Origin of the sequence: Stenotrophomonas sp. T8, from assembly GCF_051853085.1 — a bacterium.
Lineage (GTDB): Bacteria > Pseudomonadota > Gammaproteobacteria > Xanthomonadales > Xanthomonadaceae > Stenotrophomonas > Stenotrophomonas sepilia.
This window is the reverse complement of the sequence record NZ_CP195329.1, coordinates 1,030,542-1,053,747: the sequence shown is the minus strand read 5'-3', so window position 1 is coordinate 1,053,747 and position 23,206 is coordinate 1,030,542. Positions and strand designations below refer to the sequence as shown.

Annotated in this window: 22 protein-coding genes; 12 read left to right on the top strand and 10 right to left on the bottom strand. The window is 66.6% G+C overall.

Annotated features, from left to right (window positions below):
* Window positions 1-135 precede the first annotated feature (135 nt).
* The 3 genes from dnaE (at window position 136) to ACSDHM_RS04920 (ending at window position 5,722) form a co-directional block, all read left to right on the top strand.
* A complete protein-coding gene (gene dnaE / locus ACSDHM_RS04930; protein WP_072166815.1) occupies window positions 136-3,723 on the top strand; it encodes a DNA polymerase III subunit alpha in 3,588 nt (1,195 codons plus the stop codon).
* Between the two features lie 56 nt (window positions 3,724-3,779).
* Window positions 3,780-4,649, top strand: a complete 870-nt coding sequence (locus ACSDHM_RS04925; RefSeq protein WP_088496935.1) for a hypothetical protein — start codon at window positions 3,780-3,782, stop codon at window positions 4,647-4,649.
* Between the two features lie 113 nt (window positions 4,650-4,762).
* The gene (locus ACSDHM_RS04920) at window positions 4,763-5,722 is read left to right on the top strand and encodes an acetyl-CoA carboxylase carboxyltransferase subunit alpha (RefSeq protein ID WP_072166817.1); all 960 of its coding nucleotides are present in this window, start codon (window positions 4,763-4,765) and stop codon (window positions 5,720-5,722) included.
* 275 nt (window positions 5,723-5,997) lie between these two features.
* Here ACSDHM_RS04920 and ACSDHM_RS04915 read toward each other — a convergent pair whose 3' ends face one another.
* Window positions 5,998-6,453: a CopD family protein gene (locus ACSDHM_RS04915; RefSeq protein ID WP_053497082.1), complete on the bottom strand. Its 456-nt coding sequence runs from the start codon at window positions 6,451-6,453 to the stop codon at window positions 5,998-6,000.
* Window positions 6,454-6,640: 187 nt separating this feature from the next.
* Between ACSDHM_RS04915 and ACSDHM_RS04910 the strand changes: the two genes are divergently transcribed.
* Both ACSDHM_RS04910 and ACSDHM_RS04905 read left to right on the top strand, forming a co-directional pair.
* On the top strand, window positions 6,641-7,231 hold the full coding sequence (locus tag ACSDHM_RS04910) for a class I SAM-dependent DNA methyltransferase (RefSeq protein WP_439426706.1): 591 nt from the start codon (window positions 6,641-6,643) through the stop codon (window positions 7,229-7,231).
* A 93-nt stretch (window positions 7,232-7,324) separates the two neighbouring features.
* Window positions 7,325-8,632 (top strand): polyhydroxyalkanoate depolymerase, encoded by a 1,308-nt coding sequence (locus tag ACSDHM_RS04905; RefSeq protein WP_061480170.1) that lies wholly within the window; start codon window positions 7,325-7,327, stop codon window positions 8,630-8,632.
* A 110-nt stretch (window positions 8,633-8,742) separates the two neighbouring features.
* Here the strand turns inward: ACSDHM_RS04905 and ACSDHM_RS04900 are convergent, their stop codons facing one another.
* Together ACSDHM_RS04900 and ACSDHM_RS04895 are read right to left on the bottom strand one after the other, a co-directional pair.
* Window positions 8,743-9,732, bottom strand: a complete 990-nt coding sequence (locus ACSDHM_RS04900; RefSeq protein WP_061480675.1) for a sensor domain-containing protein — start codon at window positions 9,730-9,732, stop codon at window positions 8,743-8,745.
* Window positions 9,729-10,094: a PadR family transcriptional regulator gene (locus ACSDHM_RS04895; RefSeq protein WP_004150914.1), complete on the bottom strand. Its 366-nt coding sequence runs from the start codon at window positions 10,092-10,094 to the stop codon at window positions 9,729-9,731. The genes ACSDHM_RS04900 and ACSDHM_RS04895 overlap by 4 nt, the downstream gene beginning before the upstream one ends.
* Window positions 10,095-10,230: 136 nt before the next feature.
* On the opposite strand from ACSDHM_RS04895, the gene ACSDHM_RS04890 reads away from it, so the two are divergent.
* Both ACSDHM_RS04890 and ACSDHM_RS04885 read left to right on the top strand, forming a co-directional pair.
* Window positions 10,231-11,133, top strand: a complete 903-nt coding sequence (locus ACSDHM_RS04890) for a peptidylprolyl isomerase (protein WP_353080181.1) — start codon at window positions 10,231-10,233, stop codon at window positions 11,131-11,133.
* A 291-nt stretch (window positions 11,134-11,424) separates the two neighbouring features.
* Window positions 11,425-11,556, top strand: a complete 132-nt coding sequence (locus tag ACSDHM_RS04885) for a hypothetical protein (protein WP_439426705.1) — start codon at window positions 11,425-11,427, stop codon at window positions 11,554-11,556.
* A 158-nt stretch (window positions 11,557-11,714) separates the two neighbouring features.
* Here ACSDHM_RS04885 and ACSDHM_RS04880 read toward each other — a convergent pair whose 3' ends face one another.
* Window positions 11,715-12,587, bottom strand: a complete 873-nt coding sequence (locus ACSDHM_RS04880) for a DMT family transporter (protein WP_439426704.1) — start codon at window positions 12,585-12,587, stop codon at window positions 11,715-11,717.
* A 115-nt stretch (window positions 12,588-12,702) separates the two neighbouring features.
* Between ACSDHM_RS04880 and ACSDHM_RS04875 the strand changes: the two genes are divergently transcribed.
* Together ACSDHM_RS04875 and ACSDHM_RS04870 are read left to right on the top strand one after the other, a co-directional pair.
* Window positions 12,703-13,647 (top strand): LysR substrate-binding domain-containing protein, encoded by a 945-nt coding sequence (locus ACSDHM_RS04875; protein ID WP_088496930.1) that lies wholly within the window; start codon window positions 12,703-12,705, stop codon window positions 13,645-13,647.
* Between the two features lie 68 nt (window positions 13,648-13,715).
* On the top strand, window positions 13,716-14,009 hold the full coding sequence (locus ACSDHM_RS04870) for a hypothetical protein (protein WP_005415831.1): 294 nt from the start codon (window positions 13,716-13,718) through the stop codon (window positions 14,007-14,009).
* 31 nt (window positions 14,010-14,040) lie between these two features.
* Here the strand turns inward: ACSDHM_RS04870 and ACSDHM_RS04865 are convergent, their stop codons facing one another.
* Complete coding sequence (locus ACSDHM_RS04865) at window positions 14,041-14,853, bottom strand: DUF4349 domain-containing protein (RefSeq protein WP_111008401.1); 813 nt, start codon at window positions 14,851-14,853, stop codon at window positions 14,041-14,043.
* Window positions 14,850-15,206, bottom strand: coding sequence for a GFA family protein (locus ACSDHM_RS04860; protein ID WP_072166825.1), 357 nt, complete (start codon window positions 15,204-15,206; stop codon window positions 14,850-14,852). The genes ACSDHM_RS04865 and ACSDHM_RS04860 overlap by 4 nt, the downstream gene beginning before the upstream one ends.
* Window positions 15,207-15,318: 112 nt before the next feature.
* Here ACSDHM_RS04860 and ACSDHM_RS04855 point away from each other — a divergent pair, with 112 nt between their 5' ends.
* Entirely contained in the window at window positions 15,319-17,127 is a 1,809-nt protein-coding gene (locus ACSDHM_RS04855) for a DUF885 domain-containing protein (protein ID WP_072166826.1), read from the top strand.
* Between the two features lie 84 nt (window positions 17,128-17,211).
* Here ACSDHM_RS04855 and ACSDHM_RS04850 read toward each other — a convergent pair whose 3' ends face one another.
* The 3 genes from ACSDHM_RS04850 to ACSDHM_RS04840 all read right to left on the bottom strand — a co-directional run bounded on the left by ACSDHM_RS04850 (window position 17,212) and on the right by ACSDHM_RS04840 (window position 21,179).
* Window positions 17,212-17,448 carry a hypothetical protein gene (locus ACSDHM_RS04850; RefSeq protein ID WP_088496928.1) on the bottom strand — a complete coding sequence of 79 codons (237 nt, stop codon included), beginning with the start codon at window positions 17,446-17,448 and terminating at the stop codon, window positions 17,212-17,214.
* A gap of 180 nt (window positions 17,449-17,628) precedes the next feature.
* Window positions 17,629-19,461: a multidrug efflux ABC transporter SmrA gene (smrA, locus tag ACSDHM_RS04845; RefSeq protein WP_061480683.1), complete on the bottom strand. Its 1,833-nt coding sequence runs from the start codon at window positions 19,459-19,461 to the stop codon at window positions 17,629-17,631.
* A gap of 155 nt (window positions 19,462-19,616) precedes the next feature.
* Window positions 19,617-21,179, bottom strand: coding sequence for a serine hydrolase (locus ACSDHM_RS04840; RefSeq protein ID WP_088496926.1), 1,563 nt, complete (start codon window positions 21,177-21,179; stop codon window positions 19,617-19,619).
* Between the two features lie 110 nt (window positions 21,180-21,289).
* On the opposite strand from ACSDHM_RS04840, the gene ACSDHM_RS04835 reads away from it, so the two are divergent.
* Together ACSDHM_RS04835 and ACSDHM_RS04830 are read left to right on the top strand one after the other, a co-directional pair.
* A complete protein-coding gene (locus ACSDHM_RS04835; RefSeq protein ID WP_439426703.1) occupies window positions 21,290-21,733 on the top strand; it encodes a VOC family protein in 444 nt (147 codons plus the stop codon).
* Window positions 21,730-22,602 carry a DUF72 domain-containing protein gene (locus ACSDHM_RS04830; RefSeq protein ID WP_111008399.1) on the top strand — a complete coding sequence of 291 codons (873 nt, stop codon included), beginning with the start codon at window positions 21,730-21,732 and terminating at the stop codon, window positions 22,600-22,602. The genes ACSDHM_RS04835 and ACSDHM_RS04830 overlap by 4 nt, the downstream gene beginning before the upstream one ends.
* Here ACSDHM_RS04830 and ACSDHM_RS04825 read toward each other — a convergent pair.
* Window positions 22,523-23,137, bottom strand: coding sequence for a Pr6Pr family membrane protein (locus tag ACSDHM_RS04825; RefSeq protein WP_072166832.1), 615 nt, complete (start codon window positions 23,135-23,137; stop codon window positions 22,523-22,525). The genes ACSDHM_RS04830 and ACSDHM_RS04825 overlap by 80 nt on opposite strands.
* Window positions 23,138-23,206 lie beyond the last annotated feature (69 nt).

Sequence of the window (23,206 nt, the reverse complement as noted above, 5' to 3'; positions counted from 1 at the left end):
GCCACGCCGTGCCCCTGTCAAGCCTTGTGGCAACCCCCTGCCCTCGCTACCCTGACCGGGCATTCCAGCGCTTCCCGACCCCGGCGACGAACCTCCGTCAGCACCCGGGGCCCGCGCGCTCCAACCTGGTCCGGCATGTCCAACTCCCGCTTCGTACATCTCCACGTCCACACCGAGTTCTCGCTGGCGGACTCCACCATCCGTGTGCCGGCCAAGCCGGACCAGGCGGACCCGAAGAAGGCCAAGCAGGCCAACCTGCTGTCGCGCTCGGTGGAGCTCGGCCTGCCCGCGCTGGCGGTGACCGATCTCAACAACCTGTTCGCCCTGGTCAAGTTCTACAAGGCCGCCGAAGGCGTCGGCATCAAGCCGATCGCCGGTGCCGACGTGCTGATCGCAGAGGAAGGCCAGGACCCGTGGCGGATGACCCTGCTGTGCCGCGACCGCGAGGGCTACCTGAGCCTGTCGCGGCTGCTGACCCGCGCCTGGATGGAAGGCCATCGCCCGGAAGGCGGCGTGGCCATCCACCCGGACTGGCTGAAGGCCGGCAATGCCAACCTGTTCGCGCTGGCCGGCCGGCAGAGCCTGGCCGGGCGCCTGGCACTGGACGGCAAGCATGAACTGGCCGAGCAGCAGCTGGCCGACTGGCAGCGCGTATTCGGCGATGGCCTGCACCTGGAGCTGACCCGTACCGGCCGCGAGGGCGAGGAAACCTTCAACCAGTTCGCGCTGATGGCCGCTGGCCAGCGCGGCCTGCCGGTGGTCGCCAGCAATGACGTGCGCTTCCTGTCGCCGTCGGATTTCAGCGCGCACGAAGCGCGCGTGTGCATTTCCACCGGCCGCGTGCTGGACGATCCCAAGCGTCCGCGCGAGTACAGCGACCAGCAGTACCTGAAGTCGGCCGAGGAGATGTGCGCGCTGTTCGCCGACATCCCCGATGCGATCGACAACACGCTGGCGCTGGCCGAGCGCTGCAACATCGAGATGCGGCTGGGCACCTACTTCCTGCCCAACTACCCGGTGCCCGACGACGAGACCCTGGACACCTGGATCCAGAAGATGTCGCGCGACGGCCTGGAAGAGCGCCTGGAGAAGAATCCGCTGGCGCCGGGCAAGACCCGTGAGGAGTACTTCGAGCGCCTGGAGTTCGAGCTCAACACCATCATCAAGATGGGCTTCCCCGGCTACTTCCTGATCGTGGCCGACTTCATCCAGTGGGGCAAGAACCAGGGCATCCCGATCGGTCCCGGCCGCGGCTCGGGTGCCGGCTCGCTGGTGGCCTGGGCGCTGAAGATTACCGACCTGGACCCGCTGCCGTACAACCTGCTGTTCGAGCGATTCCTGAACCCGGAACGCGTGTCGATGCCCGACTTCGACATCGACTTCTGCATGGACCGCCGCGACGAGGTGATCGACTACGTCGCCCGCAAGTACGGGCGCGAGCGCGTCAGCCAGATCATCACCTACGGCACCATGGCCGCCAAGGCGGTGGTGCGCGACTCCGGCCGCGTGCTCGGCTTCCCGTATGGCCTGGTCGACGGTGTTTCCAAGCTGATCCCGAACATCCTGGGCATCCACCTGAAGGATGCGCTGGGCAAGGGCAAGGAAGGCCCGAGCTCGGAAATGGCCTCGGCCGAACTGATCCAGCGCTATGAGACCGAGGACGATGTCCGCGACCTGATCGATCTGGCGCTGCAGCTGGAAGACCTGACCCGCAACGCCGGCAAGCACGCCGGTGGCGTGGTGATCGGGCCCGAGCCGCTGAGCGAGTTCTGCCCGCTGTACGCCGAACACGACGAAAATGGGCTCGGCAAGAACCCGGTCACCCAGTTCGACAAGAACGACGTTGAAGAAGTGGGCCTGGTGAAGTTCGACTTCCTCGGCCTGCGCACGCTGACCATCATCGACTGGGCAGTGAAGGCGATCAACAAGCGTCACGAACGCGCGGGCATTCCGCCGGTCGACATTGCCGCGATCCCGCTCGACGATGCGCCCACCTACAAGGACATCTTCGCCAACGGCAACACCGGCGCGGTGTTCCAGTTCGAGTCCTCGGGCATGCGCCGCCTGCTGAAGGACGCGCGCCCCGACCGCTTCGAAGACCTGATCGCGCTGGTGTCGCTGTATCGCCCCGGCCCGATGGATCTGATTCCCTCCTTCAACGCGCGCAAGCACGGCCAGGAAGAGATCATCTATCCCGATCCGCGCACCGAAGCGATCCTGAAGGACACCTACGGCATCATGGTGTACCAGGAGCAGGTGATGCAGATGGCGCAGATCGTCGGCGGCTACTCGCTGGGCGGCGCTGACCTGCTGCGACGCGCGATGGGCAAGAAGGTGCCGGCGGAAATGGCCAAGCATCGCGAGATCTTCCGCGAAGGTGCAGCCAAGGGCGGCGTCGACGGCCCCAAGGCCGACGAAATCTTCGACCTGATGGAGAAGTTCGCCGGCTATGGCTTCAACAAGTCGCACGCCGCTGCATACGCACTGGTCAGCTACCAGACCGCCTGGCTGAAGCGCCATTACCCGGCAGAGTTCATGGCGGCCACGCTGTCTTCGGACCTGGACAACACCGACAAGGTGGTTGGCTTCCTCGACGAGGTGCGCAACCTCGGCCTGACCGTGCTGCCGCCGAAGGTGAACCAGTCGGCCTTCATGTTCGAAGCGGTCACGCCGGACACGATCCAGTACGGTCTGGGCGCGATCAAGGGCGTCGGCCAGGGCGCCTGCGAAGCGGTGGTCGAGGAACGACTGAAGGGCGGACCGTTCAAGGATCTGCTGGACTTCTGCACCCGCGTCGGCTCGGCCAAGCTCAACCGGCGCACGCTGGAAGCGATGATCAACTGTGGCGCGCTCGATGAACTCGGCCGCAACCGTGCCTCGCTGATGCTGCAGCTGCCGGAAGTGATCAAGGCCACCGACCAGATGGCACGCGAGCGTGCGTCCGGGCAGAATTCGCTGTTTGGCGGGCCCGATCCGAGCACCGTTTCGATCCAGCTGGACCTGCCGGAAGCCGAAGAATGGCCGCTGCTGCAGCGCCTCAACGGCGAGCGCGATACGCTGGGCTTCTACCTCAGCGGCCACCCGTTCGATCCCTGGCGCGACGATGTGCGCGATCTGGTAGGCAACGACCTGGGTTCGGTGGAGAAAATCTGGAGCGCCAACAGCGGCGGCGGTGGCGGCGAGAAGCGCTGGCGCCCGGAAGTGCAGACCGTGCTGGCCGGCCAGGTGGTCGGCGTGCGCCGCAAGGGCGAAAGCCAGATTTTCATCCAGCTGGAGGACGGTCGCGGCCGGGTGGAGTGCAGCGCGTTCTCCGATGCGATGGCCGAGTTCGGCCACCTGATGACCAAGGACCGCATCCTGGTGGTGAAGGGTGGCCTGCGTGAGGACGAATTCAACGGCGGCTTCGCGTTGCGCATCCGCCAGTGCTGGGACTTCGACGAAGTGTGCGCCAACTACGCCACGCGGCTGTCGCTGCGCCTGGACCTGCGCCAGCAGCGCCCGGTCTGGGAGCGCATCAATGCCCTGCTCGACCGCCATCGCCCGGGGCGCACGCCGCTGCGCCTGGACCTGCTGCTGAAGGGCCCGCACGGCGGTGTCGCCGGCATGCTGGATGTCTCCGGGCAGAGCGCAGTGCGCATCGATTCCAAGCTGATGGAGGCGCTGCGCGCCGACCCGGCCGTACGTACGCTGAAGGTGCGCTACAGCCCGCCGTGGGCCAGCTGAGGCTGGCTGCTTCGTGTTCCTGTTTTTCCCGTTCCAGTCATCAAGGACGATTGCCGATGAAGACCCTGCTGTTCCCGTTCGTTGCCGCACTGGCGCTGGCCGCCTGCTCGCCGTCGAAGATCGAGTTCCAGATCGACAATCCGACCGACACGCCGCTGGCGCTGAGCATCGACGGCCAGGACCTGCCAGTGGCTGCGCACGGCTCGCGCCCGGTCTCGCTGGCCATTGGCGAGCATCGCCTGCACACCGACACGCTCGGCGATGTGCGCTTCATCGTCTACGTCGATGGCCGCGGCGGCCTGATCAACCCGACCCTGAGCGAGTACGTGATCGCTCGCGAGGTCTATGTCACCGACGAGAGCAAGCTGAAGAACTTCGGCACCGGCAAGGCCGGCATCGAGCTGGGCGGCGTCGACTTCGAGGGCCCGTTCGAGAAGAGCCACGAACTGTTCATCGACAAGACCTGGACCTACGGCGTGCGCGAACCCTTCCCGACGGAAAAGGTGGTGGCCCACGTCGACGCCAGCGGCGGCCAGATCGTGGCCAAGGTGTTCACGGCACCGGATTTCATCGCCTACGTCGAAGAAGGCATGGGCGAACCCGGTGCATTCAAGCGCGAACAGCCGGCCGGCTACGTGGCCCCGGCGTTCAGCCTGGAACCGGCCCCGGCCAGCCTGCCGGCACTCGACCCCGCCTTCGAGGCGCACGCCGCGCCGCTGCGCGAGGTCTATGCCCGCTGGCTGAAGGCCACCACCGCCGATGAACAGAAGGCCCTGCGCAAGCAGGACTTCGACGCGCAGATGGCCTTCACCTCGGCTACCGCCGCCCTGGGCAGCGGCCTGGGCCGGGAGGCCAACGAGGCCTACAACGACTTCGTTTCCCGGCGCAGCCAGTTGATGGGCCGCAGCGCCCTGGTGGTGCCCTGAGCTGACTGGCGCCGCCTGCCCGGCTGCGCTACCGTCGCCTTCCAGACGAAGGCGTACGGGTGGTTTGCACGCATTCGGCTAGAATTGCCCCCTTCTTTACACGACGGCTTCCGATGAATCCGAACTACCTCGACTTCGAGCAACCCATCGCCGACCTGGAAGCCAAGATCCAGGAACTGCGCAACGCCAGTGCCGGGCCGGCGGTCAATGTCGAGGCGGAAGTGCACGCGCTGCAGGACAAGCTGCGCATGCGCACCGCGCAGATCTTCCGCAACCTGACCTCGTGGCAGGTGCTGCAGCTGGCCCGGCACCCGTCGCGTCCGTATACCGCCGACTACATCCGCGTCATGTTCGATGAGTTCCAGGAGCTGGCCGGTGACCGCGCCTTCGCCGACGACAAGGCGATCATGGGCGGCCTGGCCCGCATCAATGGCCGCGCGGTAATGGTGATCGGCCACCAGAAGGGCCGCGATACCAAGGAAAAGATCAAGCGCAACTTCGGCATGCCCAAGCCGGAGGGTTACCGCAAGGCGCTGCGCCTGATGAAGATGGCCGAGCGCTTCGGCCTGCCGGTGCTGACCCTGATCGACACCGCCGGCGCCTGGCCGGGTATCGACGCCGAATCGCGCGGGCAGTCCGAGGCCATCGCGCGCAACCTGATCGAGATGGCCGAGCTGAAGGTGCCGATCATCTGCACCGTAATCGGTGAAGGCGGCTCCGGCGGCGCGCTGGCGCTGGGCGTGGGCGACCGCACCGTGATGCTGGAATACGCGGTGTACTCGACCATCACCCCGGAAGGCTGCGCCTCGATCCTGTGGAAGGACGCGGGCAAGGCCAAGGAAGCGGCCGAGCAGCTGGGCCTGACCGCGCCGCGCCTGAAGAGCCTGGGCCTGGTCGACAAGGTCGTGCGCGAGCCCACCGGTGGCGCCCACCGCAACCCGACGCAGATGGCCAAGCGCCTGAAGGCCGTGCTGCTGAACGAGCTGGACGCGCTGGAGAAGCTGTCCACCGAACAGCTGCTGGAGCAGCGCTACGCGCGCCTGCGCAGTTACGGTACGTACGAAGCGGCCTGATTCATCGGCTTGTTACTTTCTTGCTCGTGCAAGAAAGTAACCAAAGAACACGCCGCCGAACGCGAGCCGGTGCCACGCACCGGTTCCCTGCGCTTCTCGGTGAATCAGGGGACGGCGCCGAACTCGCTGCGCTCAGACATCGGCGCCTCTTCGCCCCTGTTTCACCTGCGATGCTCGGCTCGCTCATGGCGGACCTGAACATCAAAAGCCACAGCTGCACCCAGTAGATCCACGCCATGCGTGGATGCATCTGTGCGATGCGCTGCGCGCCCCGTTCAGAACGGCTTGGCCAGCACCAGCCACACGATCGGAATGAACGCCAGCAGCGGGATCTCGTTGATCCAGCGCAGCGCGCGCGACGACGGCAGCGCCCTGCCCTTGGCCACGCCCTTCAACAGACGGCCGATCCAGCTGAAATACACCAGCAGCACCACCACCAGGCCCAGCTTGGCGTGCAGCCAGCCAGCGCCGCCCGGCGCGACCATGGTCGGGAAATCCGGGATGACCTTGTAGCCCAGCCACAGCACCAGGCCCAGCACAAAGGCCAAGCCGAACATCGAGTGGCCGAAACGGTACAGGCGCAGGCCCATCAGCTGCAGGCGCTCGGTCACCGCCGGCTGGCCTGCGGTCTCGGCCAGGTTGACCAGGATGCGCGGCAGGTAGAACACCGTGGCCATCCACGCCACCACGAATACGATGTGGAAGGTCTTGACCCAGTAGTAGCTCTGCATGCGCTCGCTCCGGCGGCTGGCGTAGATGGGCGCCCATTGTCGCAGTAGAGCCACCTCCTGGGTGGCTGCCGCGTCCAATCGCCGCATCAGGACAGCCACGCATGGCGTGGCTCTACTGCGGGTCCGCCACACCCGGGGGCGCAACACCGTACGATAGGCGCCGTTTTCCCCGAACGCGCACCGCCCCATGGACAAGACCTACGACGCCGCCTACTTCCAACGCTGGTACCGCCGCGCCGACATCGGCGGCAGCGCCCGCCTGGCGCGCAAGGTGGCCCTGGCGGTGGCCAGTGCCGAGTACTACCTGGAACGACCGATCCGCAGTGTGCTGGACATCGGCTGCGGCGAAGGCGCCTGGCGTGCGCCGCTGCTGAAGCTGCGTCCGAAGGTCGAATACCTGGGCTTCGACAGCAGCGAGTACGCTGCGCGCCGCTACGGCCGCACCCGCAACCTGCACCTGGCCCGCTTCGGCGACTTCGCCTGGCTGCGGCCCTGCGCGCCGGTCGACCTGCTGGTGTGTTCGGACGTGATGCACTACGTGCCCGACCGCGAGCTGCGCGCCGGCCTGTCCGGCGTGGCCGAGCTGACCGGCGGTGTGGCCTTCCTGGAGACCTTCGCCGCCGAGGACGCGTTCGAAGGCGACCACGACGGCTTCCAGGCCCGCCCAGCACGCTGGTATCGGCGGACGCTGGCCCGGCACGGCCTGCAGCCGGTCGGGTCGCACTGCTGGCTCGGCCCCGCCCTGGCAGGCGATGCCGCCGCGCTGGAACGGATGTGAATCCAGATTCATTATTTTCAGCCAACTTAACCTGCGGGACACCCGGATGGGATATGCTGCGCGGCAACATATGACCATACATATTCGGTCGTCATGCTCTATCAACTGCACGAACTGACCCGCAACCTGCTCGCCCCCTGGGTGCACCAGGCCCAGGCCAACGCCAGATTCTTCGCCAACCCGGGCCACTGGTGGTCGCAGATGCCCGGCGCCGATCGCCTGGCGGCGGTCAATGAGCTGTTCCACCGCATCGGCAAGGATTACGAGAAGCCCGAGTGGGGCATCAACGAAATCGAGGTCGACGGCGAGCGCGTGCCGATCGTCGTGCACGAGGAAGTGAGCAAGCCGTTCTGCAAGCTGCTGCGCTTCAAGCGCCACAGCAATGAAGCCGAACAGCTGCACACCATGCTCAACCAGCCGTTCGTGCTGGTCGTGGCACCGCTGTCCGGGCACCACGCCACGTTGCTGCGCGATACCGTGCGCACGCTGCTGCGCGACCACCGTGTGTACGTCACCGACTGGGTGGACGCGCGCATGGTGCCGGCCAACGAAGGCGAGTTTGGCCTGGACGATTACATCGCCTACATCCAGGAGTTCATCCGCCATCTGGGCGTCGAACGCCTGCACGTGGTCAGCGTGTGCCAGCCGACGGTACCGGTGCTGGCCGCGGTTTCGCTGATGGCCAGCCGTGGCGAGCCGACACCGCGCACCCTGGTGATGATGGGCGGCCCGATCGATGCACGCTGCAGCCCGACCGCAGTGAACAACCTGGCCACGCAGAACCCGCTGTCGTGGTTCGAGAACAACGTCATCCACACCGTGCCGGCCAGCTATCCCGGCGCCGGCCGCCGCGTGTATCCGGGCTTCCTGCAGCACGCCGGCTTCCTGTCGATGAACCCCAGCCGCCACTTCAGTTCGCACTGGGATTTCTACACCGACCTGGTCAAGGGCGACCTGGAAGACGCCGACGCGCACCGTCGCTTCTACGACGAGTACAACGCGGTGCTGGACATGCCGGCCAAGTACTACCTGGATACCATCCGCGTGGTGTTCCAGGACTTCCTGCTGCCGCGTGGCGAGTGGGTGGTCAATGGCGAGAAGGTCGATCCGTCGGCGATCCGCGATACCGCGCTGCTGAGCATCGAGGGCGAACTGGACGACATCGCCGGCCTCGGCCAGACCGAAGCAGCGCAGGCGCTGTGCACCGGCATTGCTGCTGACCGCCGCGAGCATTTCATCGTCGAAGGCGCCGGCCACTACGGCATCTTCAGCGGCCGTCGCTGGCGCGAAGTGGTGTACCCGAAGGTGCGCGACTTCTTCGCTGCGCATGCCGAGGCACCGGCGGCAAAGGCCACGAAGAAGAAGAGCAACGTCACTCCGTTGCGGCGAAAGGCGGGGTAACTCCCCGCGGTGGGGTCGGATCCCTTTCCAACGGAAAGAGCTCTGACCCAGCATGATGGGATCCGGGGTCAGAGCCCTGTTCTGCGAACAGGGATCCGACCCCTGGCCTGTTACAACCGCACCAGCAGGTTCTTGGCAATCAGCCCGTGCAGCTTGCCGATGCCCCGTGCCAGGTGCATCGTCAACAGCAGCAGCAGCACGCCCACGGCTGCGATCACGATGCCCACCAGCGGCGAGGCGGCCATCGGCAGCACGTTCACGCCATCGACGTAGACACCCGGAATGTCACCGCTGAACAGCGCGGCCACCGGCGCCCAGATGAACCCCAGTGACAGCGACAGCAGCGTCACCGCGATGGTGAAGTAGACCACGCCCAACGGCAGCATCAGCACGAAGTACAGCAGGGTCAGCCAGGTACGGCCATCGGTGAACATGTCGCCGATGCGCTGCAGCCACGTGCGGCTACGGTCGGTGTAGCGCGGACGGCGCGGCATGCGCTCGCCCAGCAATGCTTCCACCAGCCGCCCTTCCAGCAGCGCCAGCCCGCGCACCGAGCCGAAGAACAGCACGGTCAGCGGAATCCCGACGATCAGGATCAACAGGCCGAGCGAGAGCGACAGGCCGGTCACCACCCAGGTGAAGAAGAAGATGCCGGTGGCCAGCGACAGCAGCATGTAGAACAGCGCGCCATAGGTATGCGGATCGGCCACCACGCCGAAGAAGCGCGCCAGCAGTGAGCGTTGCACTGGCGCCGGCGGCGGCGCAGCCGGTTCGACGCCGCTGGCTTCGGCGGCGGCACGCAGTACCGGCGCGGTATCCGCACGCGGCGTACGCAGCGCGCGGTTCACCGTCACTTCGGTCTCGCGGTAGATGTCGGCCACTTCGTCCGGCGCGCCATAGCTGCCGGCAACATCGGCGATCACCTCGGCCTCGCTGCGGCCGGGCTGTGCTGCCAGCTCCGAACGCAGGTATTCCTCGGCGTCGTACAGCGCGTCCTGCACCATCGCCGGATCGGCGCCCTCCAGCGCCGCGCGCAGCTGCGCCAGGTACTGCGGAATGGTGGTGGGCAGGGCACGGCCTGCCAGGCTCGGGTCGTTCATTGCGGTACCCCCTCCAACACGGAATCGACGGAATCACGGGTGGCCTGCCACGCTTGGCGCCACTGCGCCAGCACCTCGCGGCCACGTTCATTGATGCGGTAGTAGCGTCGCGGCGGCCCGCTGCTGGACGGCTCCACATGGCTTTCCAGCAGGCCGGCGCCCTCCAGGTTGCGCAGTACCGGGTACAGCGCGCTCTGCTTGCCGCTCAGCACGCCCTCGCCCACCCGCTCCAGCTCCTTGGCAATGAGGTAGCCGTACAGCGGCTCCCCGGCCCGGGCCAGCACCGCCAGCAGGGCCAGCGACACCGTTCCGGCGCTGAGCTCCTTCTGGAACTTCTTCAGGTGGACATCGTCCTCGGACATGGCCGGCCCTCCACTACGTTGAAGTCCACAGTAGTGCGAAGTTCGGTATAGCGAATGTGTCGTTAGTCACTCCGCCGGTTGGCGTGACCGAATTGCTCGCGCAGAATCGAAGCCTTGTTCATGTTCCGGGGTTCCCATGCCGCACCGTCGTCGCCTTGCCCTGACCGCCCTTGCCCTCGCCTGCCTGCTGCCCGCCATGGCCGGCGCGGCCACGCCCTACCGCAGCCCGCAGCAGATCCTGGACGCTTCGGCCGCCAGCGACTGGCGCACCCCCGACCCGGCCAACCTGCTGTACATGGACCTGCCGGCCGGGCGGGTGATCATCGAGCTGGCGCCGCAGTTCGCCCCCCGCCATGTCGCCAACATCCAGACCTTCGCCCACGAGCACTTCTGGGACGGCACCAGCATCTACCGCTCGCAGGACAACTTCGTGGTGCAGTTCGGCGATGCCGACGCCGATGACGCAGCCAAGGCCAGGCCGTTCGGCAGCGCCGCGCGCAAGCTGCCGGCCGAGTTCGAGCGCGCCAGCGCCGGCCTGAAGGTCAACGTGCTGCCGGATCGCGATGGCTGGGCCGCGCAGACCGGATTCGTCGACGGCTTCCCGGTCGGCCAGGACCCGCAGGCCGGCAAGACCTGGCTGGCGCACTGCTACGGCATGCTCGGTGCCGGCCGCAGCAACGAGGAAGACAGCAGCATCGGCGCCGAACTGTACGTGGTGACCGGGCAGTCACCGCGCCAGCTCGACCGCAACATCACGCTGGTTGGTCGCGTGCTGAAGGGCATGGAGCTGCTCAGCGCAACGCCGCGCGGACCGGCGCCGATGGGCTTCTACACCGACCCGAAGCTGCGTACGCCGATCATGTCGATCCGCCGCGCCAGCGATGTGCCGGCGGCCGAGCGCACGCCGATCCAGGTACTGCGTACCGACTCGAAGACCTTTGCCGATACGGTGGAGGCGCGGCGCAACCGCGTGGATGATTTCTACAAGCGCCCGGCGGGGCATATCGATCTCTGCAATATTCCGGTGCCGGTGCGGTAGGAGCCTGGCTTCCTGCGCGTTGCGCGTTGCACGTTGCGCGTGCTGAAGGTACTTCGCTGTTCATGGGCGTTACTTTTCTTTGTGCGCAAAGAAAAGTAACCAAAAGAAACGCTCCGCCGGTCGCGAGCCGGTGCTGCGCACCGGTACCCTCCGCTCCTCGGCCCGTCGAGGGACGGCGCGGGAACTCGCTGCGCTCAGACACCCGCGCCTCTTCGCCCTCGCCGGACCTGCGGTGCTCGGCTCGCTCAAGGCGGACTGGAAGGTCAAGATCAACAGCAAGAGCATCCACGCATGGTGTGGATCTACTGGGTGCAGCTGTGGCCTTTGAACTGGGTCCGCCTTGAGCAAGCCGAGCATCGCAGGGGAATCAGGGGCGAAGAGGTGCCGATGTCTGAGCGCAGCGAGTTCGGCACCGTCCCCTGATTCACCGAGAAGCGCAGGGGACCGACGTGCGAAGCGCGGCGGCTCGCGACCTGGCGGCGCGTTTCTTTTGGTTACTTTTCTTTTCGCGCGAAAAGAAAAGTGACGCCCATGAACAATGAAGCACCTTCAGCACGCGCCACGCGCAAAACACCAACGCCTCAGCCCTTCTGACTCACCGCCACGCTACCCAGAATCAACGCACCGGCAATCAACATCTGCAGCGTCACCGCCTCCCCCAGGAACAACCACGCAAATGCCGCGCCGAACAGCGGAATCAGGTAGGTCACCGTCGACGCACGCGACGGGCCGATACGGCCGATCAGGCGATAGAACATCAGGAACGCCAAGCCGGTACAGGCCACGCCCAGCGCGATCGCAGCGCCCCAGGCCTTCAGCGGGATCGCCGCCTGCGGCCAGTGGCTGACCGCCATCGGCAGCATCCACAGCGAGGCGCACGACAGCGTTGCCGCCGCGGCGGCGGCCGACGGCAACCCGGTCATGTGCCGCTTCACCAGGTTCACGCCCAGGCCGTACAGCAGCGATGCCGCCGCACCGGCCAGCACTGCGGTGCCGATGCTCAGGCCGGAGACCTTGGCCGTGGCCAGCACCACCACGCCGGCGAAGCCGACCAGCAGCGCCCCGGCACGGCGCATGCCGATCTTCTCGCCGAAGAACAGGAACGCGATCAGCGCGGCGAACAGCACCGTCATCGCATTGCAGATCGCACCGATCGCAGCCGGCGCCTGCTCGGCGGCATAGGCAAACAGCACGAACGGCAGCGCCGAATTGATCAGGCCGATCGGCGCCAGCCACAGCCAGCGCCGCGGCGGGAACTGCGCGCGGGCGCGCCACAGGAACGGCAGCAGCACCAGCGCGCCCAGCGCCAGCCGCACCTCGACCAGCGCGAATGGGCCGAACGACGGCACCGCCACCCGCATGAACAGGAACGAGCAGCCCCAGATGGCGCCCAGCAGGGTCAATTCCAGCGGCGTGCGCCAGTCGCGCTCGGCCGCCTGTGGGATCGCATTCATGTCCTGCCTCCGTCCATCGTCTGTTCCTCGCCAAGGCAGACAGGATCAGGCGCAGACGCCCGCCGCACAAGCGCGTAGTATCGCTGTCAGCCACAAATATGGTTTGAGGCTCGACATGCTGCTCCGTCCTTCCCTGCTCCCCGCACTGGCCGTGTTCGCGGTCGCCGCACGCCACCAGAATTTCGCCCAGGCCGCGCAGGAGCTGCACCTGACCGCCAGCGCGGTCAGTCACCACGTGCGCCGCCTGGAAGAAGTACTTGAAGTTCGCCTGTTCCTGCGCCACGCCCGCGGCGTGCGCCTGACCGCCGAGGGCCGGCAGCTGGCCGACGCCGCCAGCGCCGCCTTCACCGATGTCGCGGCGGTGGCCCATCACCTGCAACCGGATGCCGACAGCGTGCCGCTGCGGATCACCACGCTGCGCTCGCTCTCGTACTGCTGGCTGCTGCCGCGACTGCCACGCTTTACCCAGGCCTATCCACACATCCGCATCGAGCTGCACACCGGCAGCGGGCTGGACCGCTACGACGACAACGGACCGGAAGTCGGCATCCGCTACGGGCTGGGCCAATGGCCGGGCCTGCGTGCACAGCACCTGATGGATGACTTCCTGTTCCCGGTGGCCTCACCGGCGCTGGCCGGGGTCGAAGCACTGGTTGATCCGGCGCGCATCGCCGGCCTGCCGCTGCTGACCGACCTGTCGCCGCAGGGCTGGCGTGACTGGTTCCGCCACGCCGGTGTGCGCCCACCGTCGCCCCTGCCGCCGATGCACACGTTCGCCGACAGCACCGACGCGATGCGTGCGGCGGTGTATGGCATGGGCGCGGTGCTGGCGCGCACCCACATCGCCCAGCCCTACCTGCAGCGCTACGAGGTGGTGCGCCTGCCCGGTCCGGCATTGAAGGCACGCTATGCCTACCACGTGGTGCACGCAGAAGGGCAACCGCCGAGCCCGGCCGCGCGCCTGTTCATCGACTGGTTGCTGGAACAGGCGCAGGACGAGCGCACGCCGGTCCCGGCATTGCCGGACAGCCTGCTCGGGCGGCCGGCGACGCACGCCTGACTGCGCCCTCACCCGTTCTTTGCCTCACGCTGGCTAGGCTGCTGGCGAACCCACAACGTACCTATGCCATGGCCATGCTGCGACTGCGCATCACCGGAACCGAAGACGACGCCCGCGCCATCAGCGACCTGCTGCTCGGCCTGGACGGCATCGAACATGTCGAGGAAACCGACGACCTGATGCCGCATATGGACGACGACGATTCCAGTTCGGCCGGGCTGTCCGATGACATCGGCCCGGGCATCCACGAGTTGGAAGTGGAAGTCGGCAATGAAAGCACCGCGCAGAAGGTGCGCGATGCGGTGCAGGAACTGGCGCTGGAGCTGGATGTGTTCGTCGAGTACGAGACCGACGAGGGCTGATGCCGGCTGACGGCCGGCATCAGCCTTCACCTCAGCGGTTGGGCGGTAGCTTGCGGCGGCGACGCCACCATGCCCGCACACCCCAGGCCGCGATCAAGGCCAGCACGGCCACCGGCAGCAGTGCGGCCGCAGCGCGGATCAGGAACGCGATGCTGGTGCTGAGGATGCCGCCCGACTCGCTCAGCGCCTCACCGATCTCGCTGCGGCTGCGCTGGCCAGAGGTGGTGTCGAAGTGGATCGCCACCAGCTGGGTATCGATGCGCCGGCGCTGCTGCGCGGCATCCTTGTCGGCCTGCTCGACACCCGCCTCGATCTCCGACAGGCGCGTGGTGATCGCCATCAGGTCTTCGATCTTCAGGTCCTTGCGGTCCTGGTAGGACAGCAGGCGGGCGTGTTCCTTTTCAAGCCGTGCCTTGGTCAATGCCGTGTCGGCCACCGCCTGCGCGAGATCCTCGGCGCGCGTATTGCGCGACTGCAGCTTGCCGCCTTCACCAGCCATCGCGATCAGCGGCTCGGTACCCTTCGGCGCGACGCGCACCTTGACCTCGCCGCTGGGCTGCTCGCCGCCGTGCTGCTCGACCTGCAACACTGCACAGTCGCCGAACTTCGCGCTCTGGCAGGCCTGAGCGATCTGCTGGATGCGCGGTGCTATCTGCGCCGCTTCCAGCTGCACCTGCACGTCATGTTCGTAGGCCAGGAAGGCGCCTTCCGGCGAAGCGATGGCAGCCTCGGCGGCCGTGGCGCCCGCATCCCCCACCATGTCGCCCTGCTTGGCGCAGGCGCCCAGCGCCAGCAGCAGTACCGGCAGCGCCGCCCTGCGCGTCCACGCTCGCACCGGCCTCACAGTGCCGCTCCGTCGTAGGAGGTCACCGAAAGGCCCGCCAGATCGACCTGCGGCACGCAGCGCACGTTCACCGCCACCATCGGTGTGCCGGTACGCGGATCGACCGCTTCGCTGTAGGGCGCGATACCGCATTCGCGGCAGTGGTGGTGGTCGATGTGGGCCTTGTTGAAGTGGTAGGTGGCCACGTCAGCCGGATCGGTGGCCAGCTGGAACGCCGCACGCGGGGCGAACCACAGCAGGCTGCCGCGACGCCGGCACATCGAACAGTTGCAGTCGATGACGTCGCTGATCGGCGCCTCGGCCTGCACGGTGAATGCGATCCTGCCGCAATGGCAGCTTCCCTGGTATTCCATGTCCTGCGCTCCTTTGGAGGGTCCTTGAATCGGCCCATGGTAATCCTATGGCACGGGGACAAAGCAGCAACGGGGCCCTATGCTCAGGGTTTGACCCCGTACAGGAATGCCGATGCGCCCGCATCTTCTTGCCCTCGCCCTGGTCGCCGCGCTGGCCGGTTGCCAGCCGGCCGACGCCCCGACCAACGCTTCCACCCCGGCCGCCAGCCAGCAGGCAGGTGACGCGGCGGTCGATGCCGCCTTCGCCGATCTGTCCAAGCGCGCCATGGACACCTGGATGCAGCTGTCGCCGGTCAGCGCCACCCAGATCGGTGACCACCGCTACGACAGCGAGCTGGACGACCTGAGCGCCGCCGGCCAGCAGAAGACCGTGGCCGCCTACAAGGCGCTGCTGGGCGAGCTGGACAAGATCGAAGTGGCCAAGCTGGGCCGCGAGAACCAGGTGGACGCGGCGATCCTGCGCAACCAGCTGCAGTCGGAAATCTGGAACGCTGAAGTGCTGCAGTCCGGCAAGTGGGACCCGCAGCTGTACAACGGTATCGCCGGCAGCGCGATCTACGGCCTGATGGCGCGCGAGTTCGCACCGCTGCCGGAGCGCCTGAAGGCGGCCACCGCGCGCATGGAAAAGCTGCCGGCGATCTTCGCCCAGGCGCGCGAGAACCTGGATCCGGCCCGCGTGCCGAAGATCCATGCCGAGACCGTTGCCAAGCAGAACAAGGGCATCCTCAGCATCGTCGATACCTTCATCACCCCGCACATCGGCGAACTGCCGCAGGCCGACCAGCAGCGCCTGCAGGCGGCCATCGACGGCCTGAAGAAGGCCGTGGACGAGCAGCAGACCTGGCTGGACAAGACCCTGGTGCCGAACGCCAAGGGCGACTTCCGCATCGGTGCGGAGAAGTACGACCAGAAGCTGAAATTCGCGCTGAGCTCCTCGCTGTCTCGCCAGGAGATCGGTGAGCGTGCGCGCGCCGAACTCAAGCGCGTGCGCGAGGACATGTACGGCATCGCGCAGACCGTGCTGAAGGACAAGCCGGGTGCACCGGAGATGCCGGCCCAGCCGACCGACGAGCAGCAGCAGAAGGCGATCGAGGCCGCGCTGGAACTGGCCTACGCCGACAAGCCGGCACGCGACAAGGTTGTTGACGATGCCAAGGCCGCGCTGGAGCAGTCCACCGCGTTCGTGCGCGAGCACGATCTGATGACGCTGCCCGATGCGCCGGTGGACATCATCCTGATGCCGGAATTCCAGCGTGGCGTGGCCGTGGCCTACTGCGATTCGCCGGGCCCGCTGGACAAGAACCTGAAGACCTTCTACGCCGTGTCGCCGATTCCGGACGACTGGAGCGAGAAGCAGGTCGACTCGTTCCTGCGTGAGTACAACTCGCGCATGATCCACCTGCTGAGCATCCATGAAGGTACTCCGGGCCATTACCTGGAAGGCTGGCACTCGGCCAAGTTCCCCTCGACCCTGCGTGCGGTGCTGCGTTCGGGCCTGTTCGCCGAAGGCTGGGCGGTCTACACCGAGCGCATGATGCAGGAGCAGGGTTACCTCAACAATGATCCGCTGTTCCACCTGGTGCAGCTGAAGTTCTACCTGCGCACCATCTCCAACGCGATCCTCGACCAGGGCGTGCACGTGGACAACTGGGATCGCGAAAAGGCGATGCACCTGATGACCCACGACGCGTTCCAGCAGGAAAGCGAAGCGGCCGGCAAGTGGGTGCGCGCGCAGCTGACGTCGGCACAGCTGCCGACCTACTTCGTCGGTGCGCAGGAACACTTCGACACCCGCAAGGCAGTGCAGGAGAAGCTGGGCGACAAGTTCAACCTGAAGGCGTACCACGACCAGGTGCTGTCCTACGGCGCGCCGCCGGTGCGTTTCGCCCGCCAGCTGATGCTGGACCAGCCAATCGAGTGATCGGGACGGTGTGAGACGAAGCGGAGCGGCCCGGGGAAACCCGGGCCGCTTTCTTTGTTCGCCCCGGCTTGGGCTGCTGCCGGGTCAGAGCAGATGGATGTACATTTTCTTTGAGCCCAGCCGCAGATCCACGAAGTACTCGGCACCACAACCACGACACGCTGCAGGACAATCCTCATCACTGCCACGCTCGTTTTCCAATGAGCCAGCCACGACCGGATATCCGCACTCGAAACAGTTGAAAGCCACATGGTGGCCATGCGGATCAGCAGGGATCTGGTCACCCTCACCGTCCATCACCAGGAAATCCGTGATTCTCATTTCCACTCCCTCCCGCTGAATTGAGGACGAAAGACGAGCCGAACATCTAGCGTCAGTTGTGCAAAAGCAACGCGCGGATTGCACCACAGCGTGGCGCTTTACGTCCGCATCAGATCTCGATGCGTCGAAGCAGTTGCCTGGGCTCCGCCTCCGTGCCCCGTTCAAAAAGCCTTGAAGCAATCACTGCTCCGCAGCCACGAAACCACCGGTCTGTCGCGCCCACAAGCGCGCGTACAGGCCACCGGCCGCAATCAGTTCGGCATGGCTGCCGGTCTCGACGATGCGGCCCTGGTCCATCACCACCAGCCGGTCCATGCGCGCGATGGTCGACAACCGGTGCGCGATTGCGATCACCGTCTTGCCGCCCATCAGCTCATCCAGGCTGTCCTGGATCGCCGCTTCGACTTCCGAGTCCAGTGCCGAGGTCGCTTCGTCCAGCACCAGGATCGGCGCATCCTTCAGCAGCACGCGGGCAATGGCGATGCGCTGGCGCTGGCCACCGGACAGCTTCACGCCGCGCTCGCCGACATGCGCGTCGTAGCCACGGCGCCCCTGCCCGTCCACCAGCGTATCGATGAAGGCCTCGGCACGCGCCTTGGCTACGGCAGCACGCAGCTGCTCCTCGGTCGCATCGGGGCGGCCGTACAGCAGGTTGTCGCGGATCGAGCGATGCAGCAGCGAAGTGTCCTGGGTGACCACGCCGATCTGCTGGCGCAGGCTTTCCTGGGTGACGTAGGCGATGTCCTGGCCGTCGATCAGGATGCGGCCGCTTTCCAGGTCGTACAGGCGCAGCAGCACGTTCACCAGGGTCGACTTGCCGGCACCGGAAGGACCGACCAGGCCGATCTTCTCGCCCGGCTTCACCACCAGGTCGAGGCCGGCGATCACGCCGCCCTTCTTGCCGTAATGGAAGTGGATGTCCTGGAACTGCACGCCACCACGGGTCACCTGCAGCGGCACCGCGTCCTCGCGGTCCTGCACGGTCAGCGGCTGGGCGATGGTGGTGATGCCATCCTGCACCGTGCCGATGTCCTCGAAAATGCCGTTGATGGTCCACATGATCCAGCCGGACATGTTGTGGATGCGGATCACCAGGCCGGTCGCCAGGGTGATCGCGCCGACGGTGATGTGGCCGCCATTCCACAGCCACAGCGCGAGCCCACAGGTACCGGCAATCAGGAACCCGTTGACGATGGCGATGGTCAGGTCCATGCCGGTGGTCACCCGGGTCTGCGCGCGGTGCTTGACCGCCAGCTCCTGGATCGACTCGGCCACGTAGGCCTGCTCGCGCCCGCCATGGGCGAACAGCTTCAGCGTGGGAATGTTGGTGTAGCCATCGACGATACGGCCCATCGCCTTGGAGCGCGCTTCGGACGCAATCCAGGCCCGTTCCTTCGCGCGCGGCACGAAGTAGACCATGATCACCGCATAGGCGAGCAGCCACAGGACCAGCGGCACCATCAACCGCCAGTCCGCCTGCGCGAACAGGTACAGCGCCGTGCCGGTATAGACCACGATATACCAGAGCGAATCGACCATCTGCACCGCCGACTCGCGCAGCGAGGTACCGGTCTGCATGACCCGGTTGGCGACACTGCCGGCGAAGTCGTTCTGAAAGAAGCTCAGGCTCTGCCGAACCACGTAGTTGTGCATCAGCCAGCGCGAGCGGTTGCTCAGGCCGGGCACGATCGCCTGGTTGACCAGCAGGTTGTGCAGGCCCACCAGGATCGGCCGCGCGATGACCGTGATGAACAGCATCCAGCCCAGTTCATTGGCATGGCGCTTGAAGAAATCGGCACCGGGCTGCTCGGCGACCATGTCGACGATGCGGCCCAGGTAGTCGAACATGGCCACTTCCACCAGCGCCAGCAGCAGACCGGCAATCAGGGTCGCCAGCAGCACCGGCCAGACCGGGCGCAGGTAGTGCAGGTAGAACGGCAGCACCTTGCGCGGTGGCATGCGCCCATCCACGGGCGGGAAAACCGGGATCAGGGATTCAAACCAACGGAACATCGCATTCCCTCGCCATCAATAGCCGGCGGAGTATCCCACGCCGGATGTGTACGCCGGCCGACGATGCCGTGGCGCCGGTAGTGCCGGCCGCCGGCCGGCAACCTCGCGACGTTTCCAGGGATCATGAGGTTGCCGGCCAGCGGCCGGCGCTACCCTCATTCTTTGACCGGGGTGAACAGCAGGTCCTGGAAATCGAAACTGAAATCGGTCAGGTCGGAAATCGGCTGCATGCGCACCTCGCGTACCTTGCCGTCCGGGTCCAGGCTGAAGTTCACGAAGGCGTCGGCGTTGAGCGAACGGTCGTCCCAGCGCACGATGAAGGTGTCGTGCTGCCAGTGCTCCAGGCGCCCGCTCAGCTGCGCGGTCTTCGCAAAGCGCAGGCGCAGACCCTTGCCTTCGGCGCTGATCTGCATGTCGCCATACCAGCGGTCACGGAAGCTGCCGGTGTAGCCGGCCAGCGCCAGCGATGGCCTGCTGCCCTTGTCGCGTGCGCTCTGGTGCTTGGCCCAGGCCTCGTCGGCCTTGTCCTGACCCTTGGCCACGGCCTTGGCATAGGCGTCCACCCAATCGTGCTTTTCTCCGCCCAGGTAAGCGTCAAGCACGCTCAGGGTGATCGCATTGAACGCCGCACCCACTTCCTGGTTGGTCAGCACCACCACGCCCAGCTTCTCGCCTGGCACCAGGGTCAACCGCGAGACCATGCCCGGCCAGCCACCGGTGTGCCAGACCAGCTTCTGCCCGCGGTAGTCGCTCAGGCTCCAGCCTTCGCCATAGCCGGCGAAGTTGGCCCGCGCCGGTGCCAGCTCCGGCACGCTCGGCGCCGGGATCGACTGCGGGGTGATCATCCGCCACATCTGCTGCTGGCTCTTCTCGCTGAACAACGGCGTGCCGTCAGCCAGCTTGCCTTCTGCCAGCTGCACCTGCATCCAGCGCGCCATGTCGTGCGCGCTGGAATAGATGCCACCGGCGCCGGCATTGTTCGACCAGGTCAGCGGTGCAACGGTGCGCAGGTCCTTGAAATCGTACTTGGCGTGGCCGACCGCCGCCTTGTCACCTGGCTTCAGGTGGTCGGCGTTGTAGCGCGTGCCGGCCATCCCCACCTTGTCGAAGATGCGCGTCTGCAGGAACTGCTGGTAGCTCATGCCGGACACGCGCTCGATCACCTGTTGGGCGACCGCGTACAGGATATTGTCGTAGGCATAGCTTTCGCGGAAGCCGCCCTTCAGCGGCACCCTGCCCAGTCGCTCCACCACTTCGGCGTTGCTGTAGGAGGTAGCCGGCCAGAACAGCAGGTCACCGGCGCCCAGGCTCAGCCCGCTGCGATGCGACAGCAGGTCGCGGATCGTCATCTGCCCGGTCACGAACGGATCGGACATGCGGAACGACGGCAGGTGGTCGATCACCTTGTCATCCATCTTCAGCTTGCCGTCCTCGGCCAGCAGGTTCAGCGAGGTGGCGGTGAACGCCTTGGTATTGGAAGCGATGGCAAACAGGGTGTCGGCCTGCACCGGTTCCGGCTTGCCCTGCTCGCGCACGCCCCAGCCACGTTCCAGCACCACCTGGCCGTCCTTGACCACGGCCACGGCGATGCCGGGCACGTCGAACTGCGTGCGCACGCGCTCGACGGTCGCATCCAGGTCCTGCAGCTGCTGCGGGGTCGCCGCATTGGCCATGGTCGTGCACGCCAGCAGCACGGCTCCTCCGATCCAGGTTTTCATCGAGCACCATCTCCGAACAGGGGTAGCGGCCATGTGCAGGCCGTCACCGGGGTTTCGCAGGATGGTAACGGTCGCCGATGCACCCTGCCCCGTGCCATAGGAGGGGTGTCATGGGCGGCAACGGCCAACCAAGCAACGGCTCCACCATCATTCCGTGCCTGCGCTACCGCGACGCGCTGGCCGCCATCGACTGGCTGCAACGGGCCTTCGGCTTCCATGCCCAGGCCGTGTATGCCGATGGCGATACGGTTTTCCATGCCCAGCTCACCTTCGGCAACGGCATGATCATGCTCGGCTCGGCCAACAACCAGAGCGCGTGGAGCGAACACGCGGTCCTGCCCGGAGAAGTCGGCGGCCGCCAGACCCAGAGTGCCTACGTGATCGTCACCGATGTCGATGCGCACTATGCGCGGGCCAAGGCGGCTGGAGCGCGCATCGTCATCGACATTGCCGACCAGGACTACGGCGGCCGCGGCTATGCCTGTGCCGATCCTGAAGGCTACCTGTGGTGGTTCGGCAGCTACGACCCCTGGCGCGAGGACCACAGCCAGTGACCGCTGCCGGCCAGATGGCGATCCGCTGCGGTATTGGCGGCTGGGTATTTCCCGAGTGGCGCGGCGGCATGTTCTATCCGGTGGGACTGCCGCAGCGCGAGGAACTGGCCCATGCCAGCCGCGCCCTGCGCTGCATCGAGATCAACGGCACCTTCTACCGCACGCCGACTGCGGCCCAGTGCGCGCAGTGGGCCGCGCAGACGCCGGAAGGCTTCCGTTTCTCGATGAAGGCGCCACGCTACCTGGTGCAGCGCCGCGACCTGGCCAGCACCGTGGAAGCGGCCACGCCGTTCCTGCAGGCGGCACTTGCGCTCGGTGACCGGCTCGGCCCGCTGCTGTGGCAGTTCGATCCGTACCATCCGGCCGACGCCGATGCATTGGAAGCGCTCATGGCGCAGCTGCCGAAGCAGCTCGAGGGCGTGCCGTTGCAGCACGCTCTGGAAGTGCGCAACGCCGAGGCACATGGACCGGCTCTGGTCGCCGCCGCGCGCCGCCACGGCGTGGCGCTGGTGATCGAGGACAGCGACGAGGCGCCATTGCATGGCGATGTCAGTGCGGGCTTCGTCTACGCGCGGATCAAGCGCAGCCAGGCCCGCTTGAACGAGGGCCTGCCTGCGTCCGTGCAGCAGCGTTGGGCTGAACGCGCACGACGCTGGTCACGCGGCGAGCCGGTGGACGACCTGCCCTGCCTGGCCGCGCCCGCCCCGGAAACCCCGCGCGAGGTCTACCTGCTGTGCATCGGTGCCGGCAAGGCCCGCAACCCGGCCGCAGCGATGGCCCTGCAGCGCCTCATCGACGGCGCCAGCGGTCCAGCCCCCACAGCAGGGTCCACCCCACCACGAACACGCCCGCAACGCGCAGCACGTTGAGCAGGAAGGCCGCCAGCCCCAGGCGTTGCAGTTCGAGGAACGGATACGGCGCCTGTCCGGTCATTGCAGCGACCAGCATCGCCCAGCCGAGGTAGACCAGTGGTACCAGCAGCACACCGCCCAGCGCGCGCCAGCGCAGCGCCCCATGCGGCAGCAGCCACCACCACCCCAGCAGATACAGCGCCGGCACAGCGTAGTGCAGGCCGGCATCGACCCACCATTGCAGCCCGGTGGGCTGCCACAGCCCCTGCAACGCCAGCACGTAGATGCACGCGGTCACCCCGATGCACAACGCGATCACCGCGGCGACAGTCGTGTCCAGCACACCCGCACGGATCAGCCTGACGCATCCCAGGCACACCGCCAGGTTGCTGAGAATCGTGAAGTAACCAACGAAGCGCAGTGTCGCCATGCCGACCCCGGCAGCCGCCCCGGGGCCGCGTAGCAGCAACAGGTATTGCAGCAGCAAGGCGGTGGCGGCCACCAGTGCAGTCAGTGCTGCCCATGCACGCAGGGCGGAGCGGTTGGCAGCCATTGCAGGGTTCCCCTGAGGAGTTTCAGCGAGCATGCCACAGGCGTCGCCGGCGACCATACGATTGCCTCA

Excerpts from the sequence above, each read along its gene's own strand:
- ACSDHM_RS04905 (WP_061480170.1), top strand. The coding sequence starts at position 7,325 with ATGCTCTATCAACTGCACGAACTGACCCGCAACCTGCTCGCCCCCTGG.
- smrA (WP_061480683.1), bottom strand. The coding sequence starts at position 19,461 with ATGTTCCGTTGGTTTGAATCCCTGATCCCGGTTTTCCCGCCCGTGGAT.
- ACSDHM_RS04870 (WP_005415831.1), top strand. The coding sequence starts at position 13,716 with ATGGCCATGCTGCGACTGCGCATCACCGGAACCGAAGACGACGCCCGC.
- ACSDHM_RS04880 (WP_439426704.1), bottom strand. The coding sequence starts at position 12,587 with ATGAATGCGATCCCACAGGCGGCCGAGCGCGACTGGCGCACGCCGCTG.
- ACSDHM_RS04875 (WP_088496930.1), top strand. The coding sequence starts at position 12,703 with ATGCTGCTCCGTCCTTCCCTGCTCCCCGCACTGGCCGTGTTCGCGGTC.
- ACSDHM_RS04925 (WP_088496935.1), top strand. The coding sequence starts at position 3,780 with ATGAAGACCCTGCTGTTCCCGTTCGTTGCCGCACTGGCGCTGGCCGCC.
- ACSDHM_RS04840 (WP_088496926.1), bottom strand. The coding sequence starts at position 21,179 with ATGAAAACCTGGATCGGAGGAGCCGTGCTGCTGGCGTGCACGACCATG.
- ACSDHM_RS04915 (WP_053497082.1), bottom strand. The coding sequence starts at position 6,453 with ATGCAGAGCTACTACTGGGTCAAGACCTTCCACATCGTATTCGTGGTG.
- ACSDHM_RS04890 (WP_353080181.1), top strand. The coding sequence starts at position 10,231 with ATGCCGCACCGTCGTCGCCTTGCCCTGACCGCCCTTGCCCTCGCCTGC.
- ACSDHM_RS04910 (WP_439426706.1), top strand. The coding sequence starts at position 6,641 with ATGGACAAGACCTACGACGCCGCCTACTTCCAACGCTGGTACCGCCGC.
- ACSDHM_RS04885 (WP_439426705.1), top strand. The coding sequence starts at position 11,425 with ATGGTGTGGATCTACTGGGTGCAGCTGTGGCCTTTGAACTGGGTCCGC.
- ACSDHM_RS04835 (WP_439426703.1), top strand. The coding sequence starts at position 21,290 with ATGGGCGGCAACGGCCAACCAAGCAACGGCTCCACCATCATTCCGTGC.
- ACSDHM_RS04920 (WP_072166817.1), top strand. The coding sequence starts at position 4,763 with ATGAATCCGAACTACCTCGACTTCGAGCAACCCATCGCCGACCTGGAA.
- ACSDHM_RS04825 (WP_072166832.1), bottom strand. The coding sequence starts at position 23,137 with ATGGCTGCCAACCGCTCCGCCCTGCGTGCATGGGCAGCACTGACTGCA.
- ACSDHM_RS04860 (WP_072166825.1), bottom strand. The coding sequence starts at position 15,206 with ATGGAATACCAGGGAAGCTGCCATTGCGGCAGGATCGCATTCACCGTG.
- ACSDHM_RS04855 (WP_072166826.1), top strand. The coding sequence starts at position 15,319 with ATGCGCCCGCATCTTCTTGCCCTCGCCCTGGTCGCCGCGCTGGCCGGT.
- ACSDHM_RS04850 (WP_088496928.1), bottom strand. The coding sequence starts at position 17,448 with ATGAGAATCACGGATTTCCTGGTGATGGACGGTGAGGGTGACCAGATC.
- ACSDHM_RS04895 (WP_004150914.1), bottom strand. The coding sequence starts at position 10,094 with ATGTCCGAGGACGATGTCCACCTGAAGAAGTTCCAGAAGGAGCTCAGC.
- dnaE (WP_072166815.1), top strand. The coding sequence starts at position 136 with ATGTCCAACTCCCGCTTCGTACATCTCCACGTCCACACCGAGTTCTCG.
- ACSDHM_RS04900 (WP_061480675.1), bottom strand. The coding sequence starts at position 9,732 with ATGAACGACCCGAGCCTGGCAGGCCGTGCCCTGCCCACCACCATTCCG.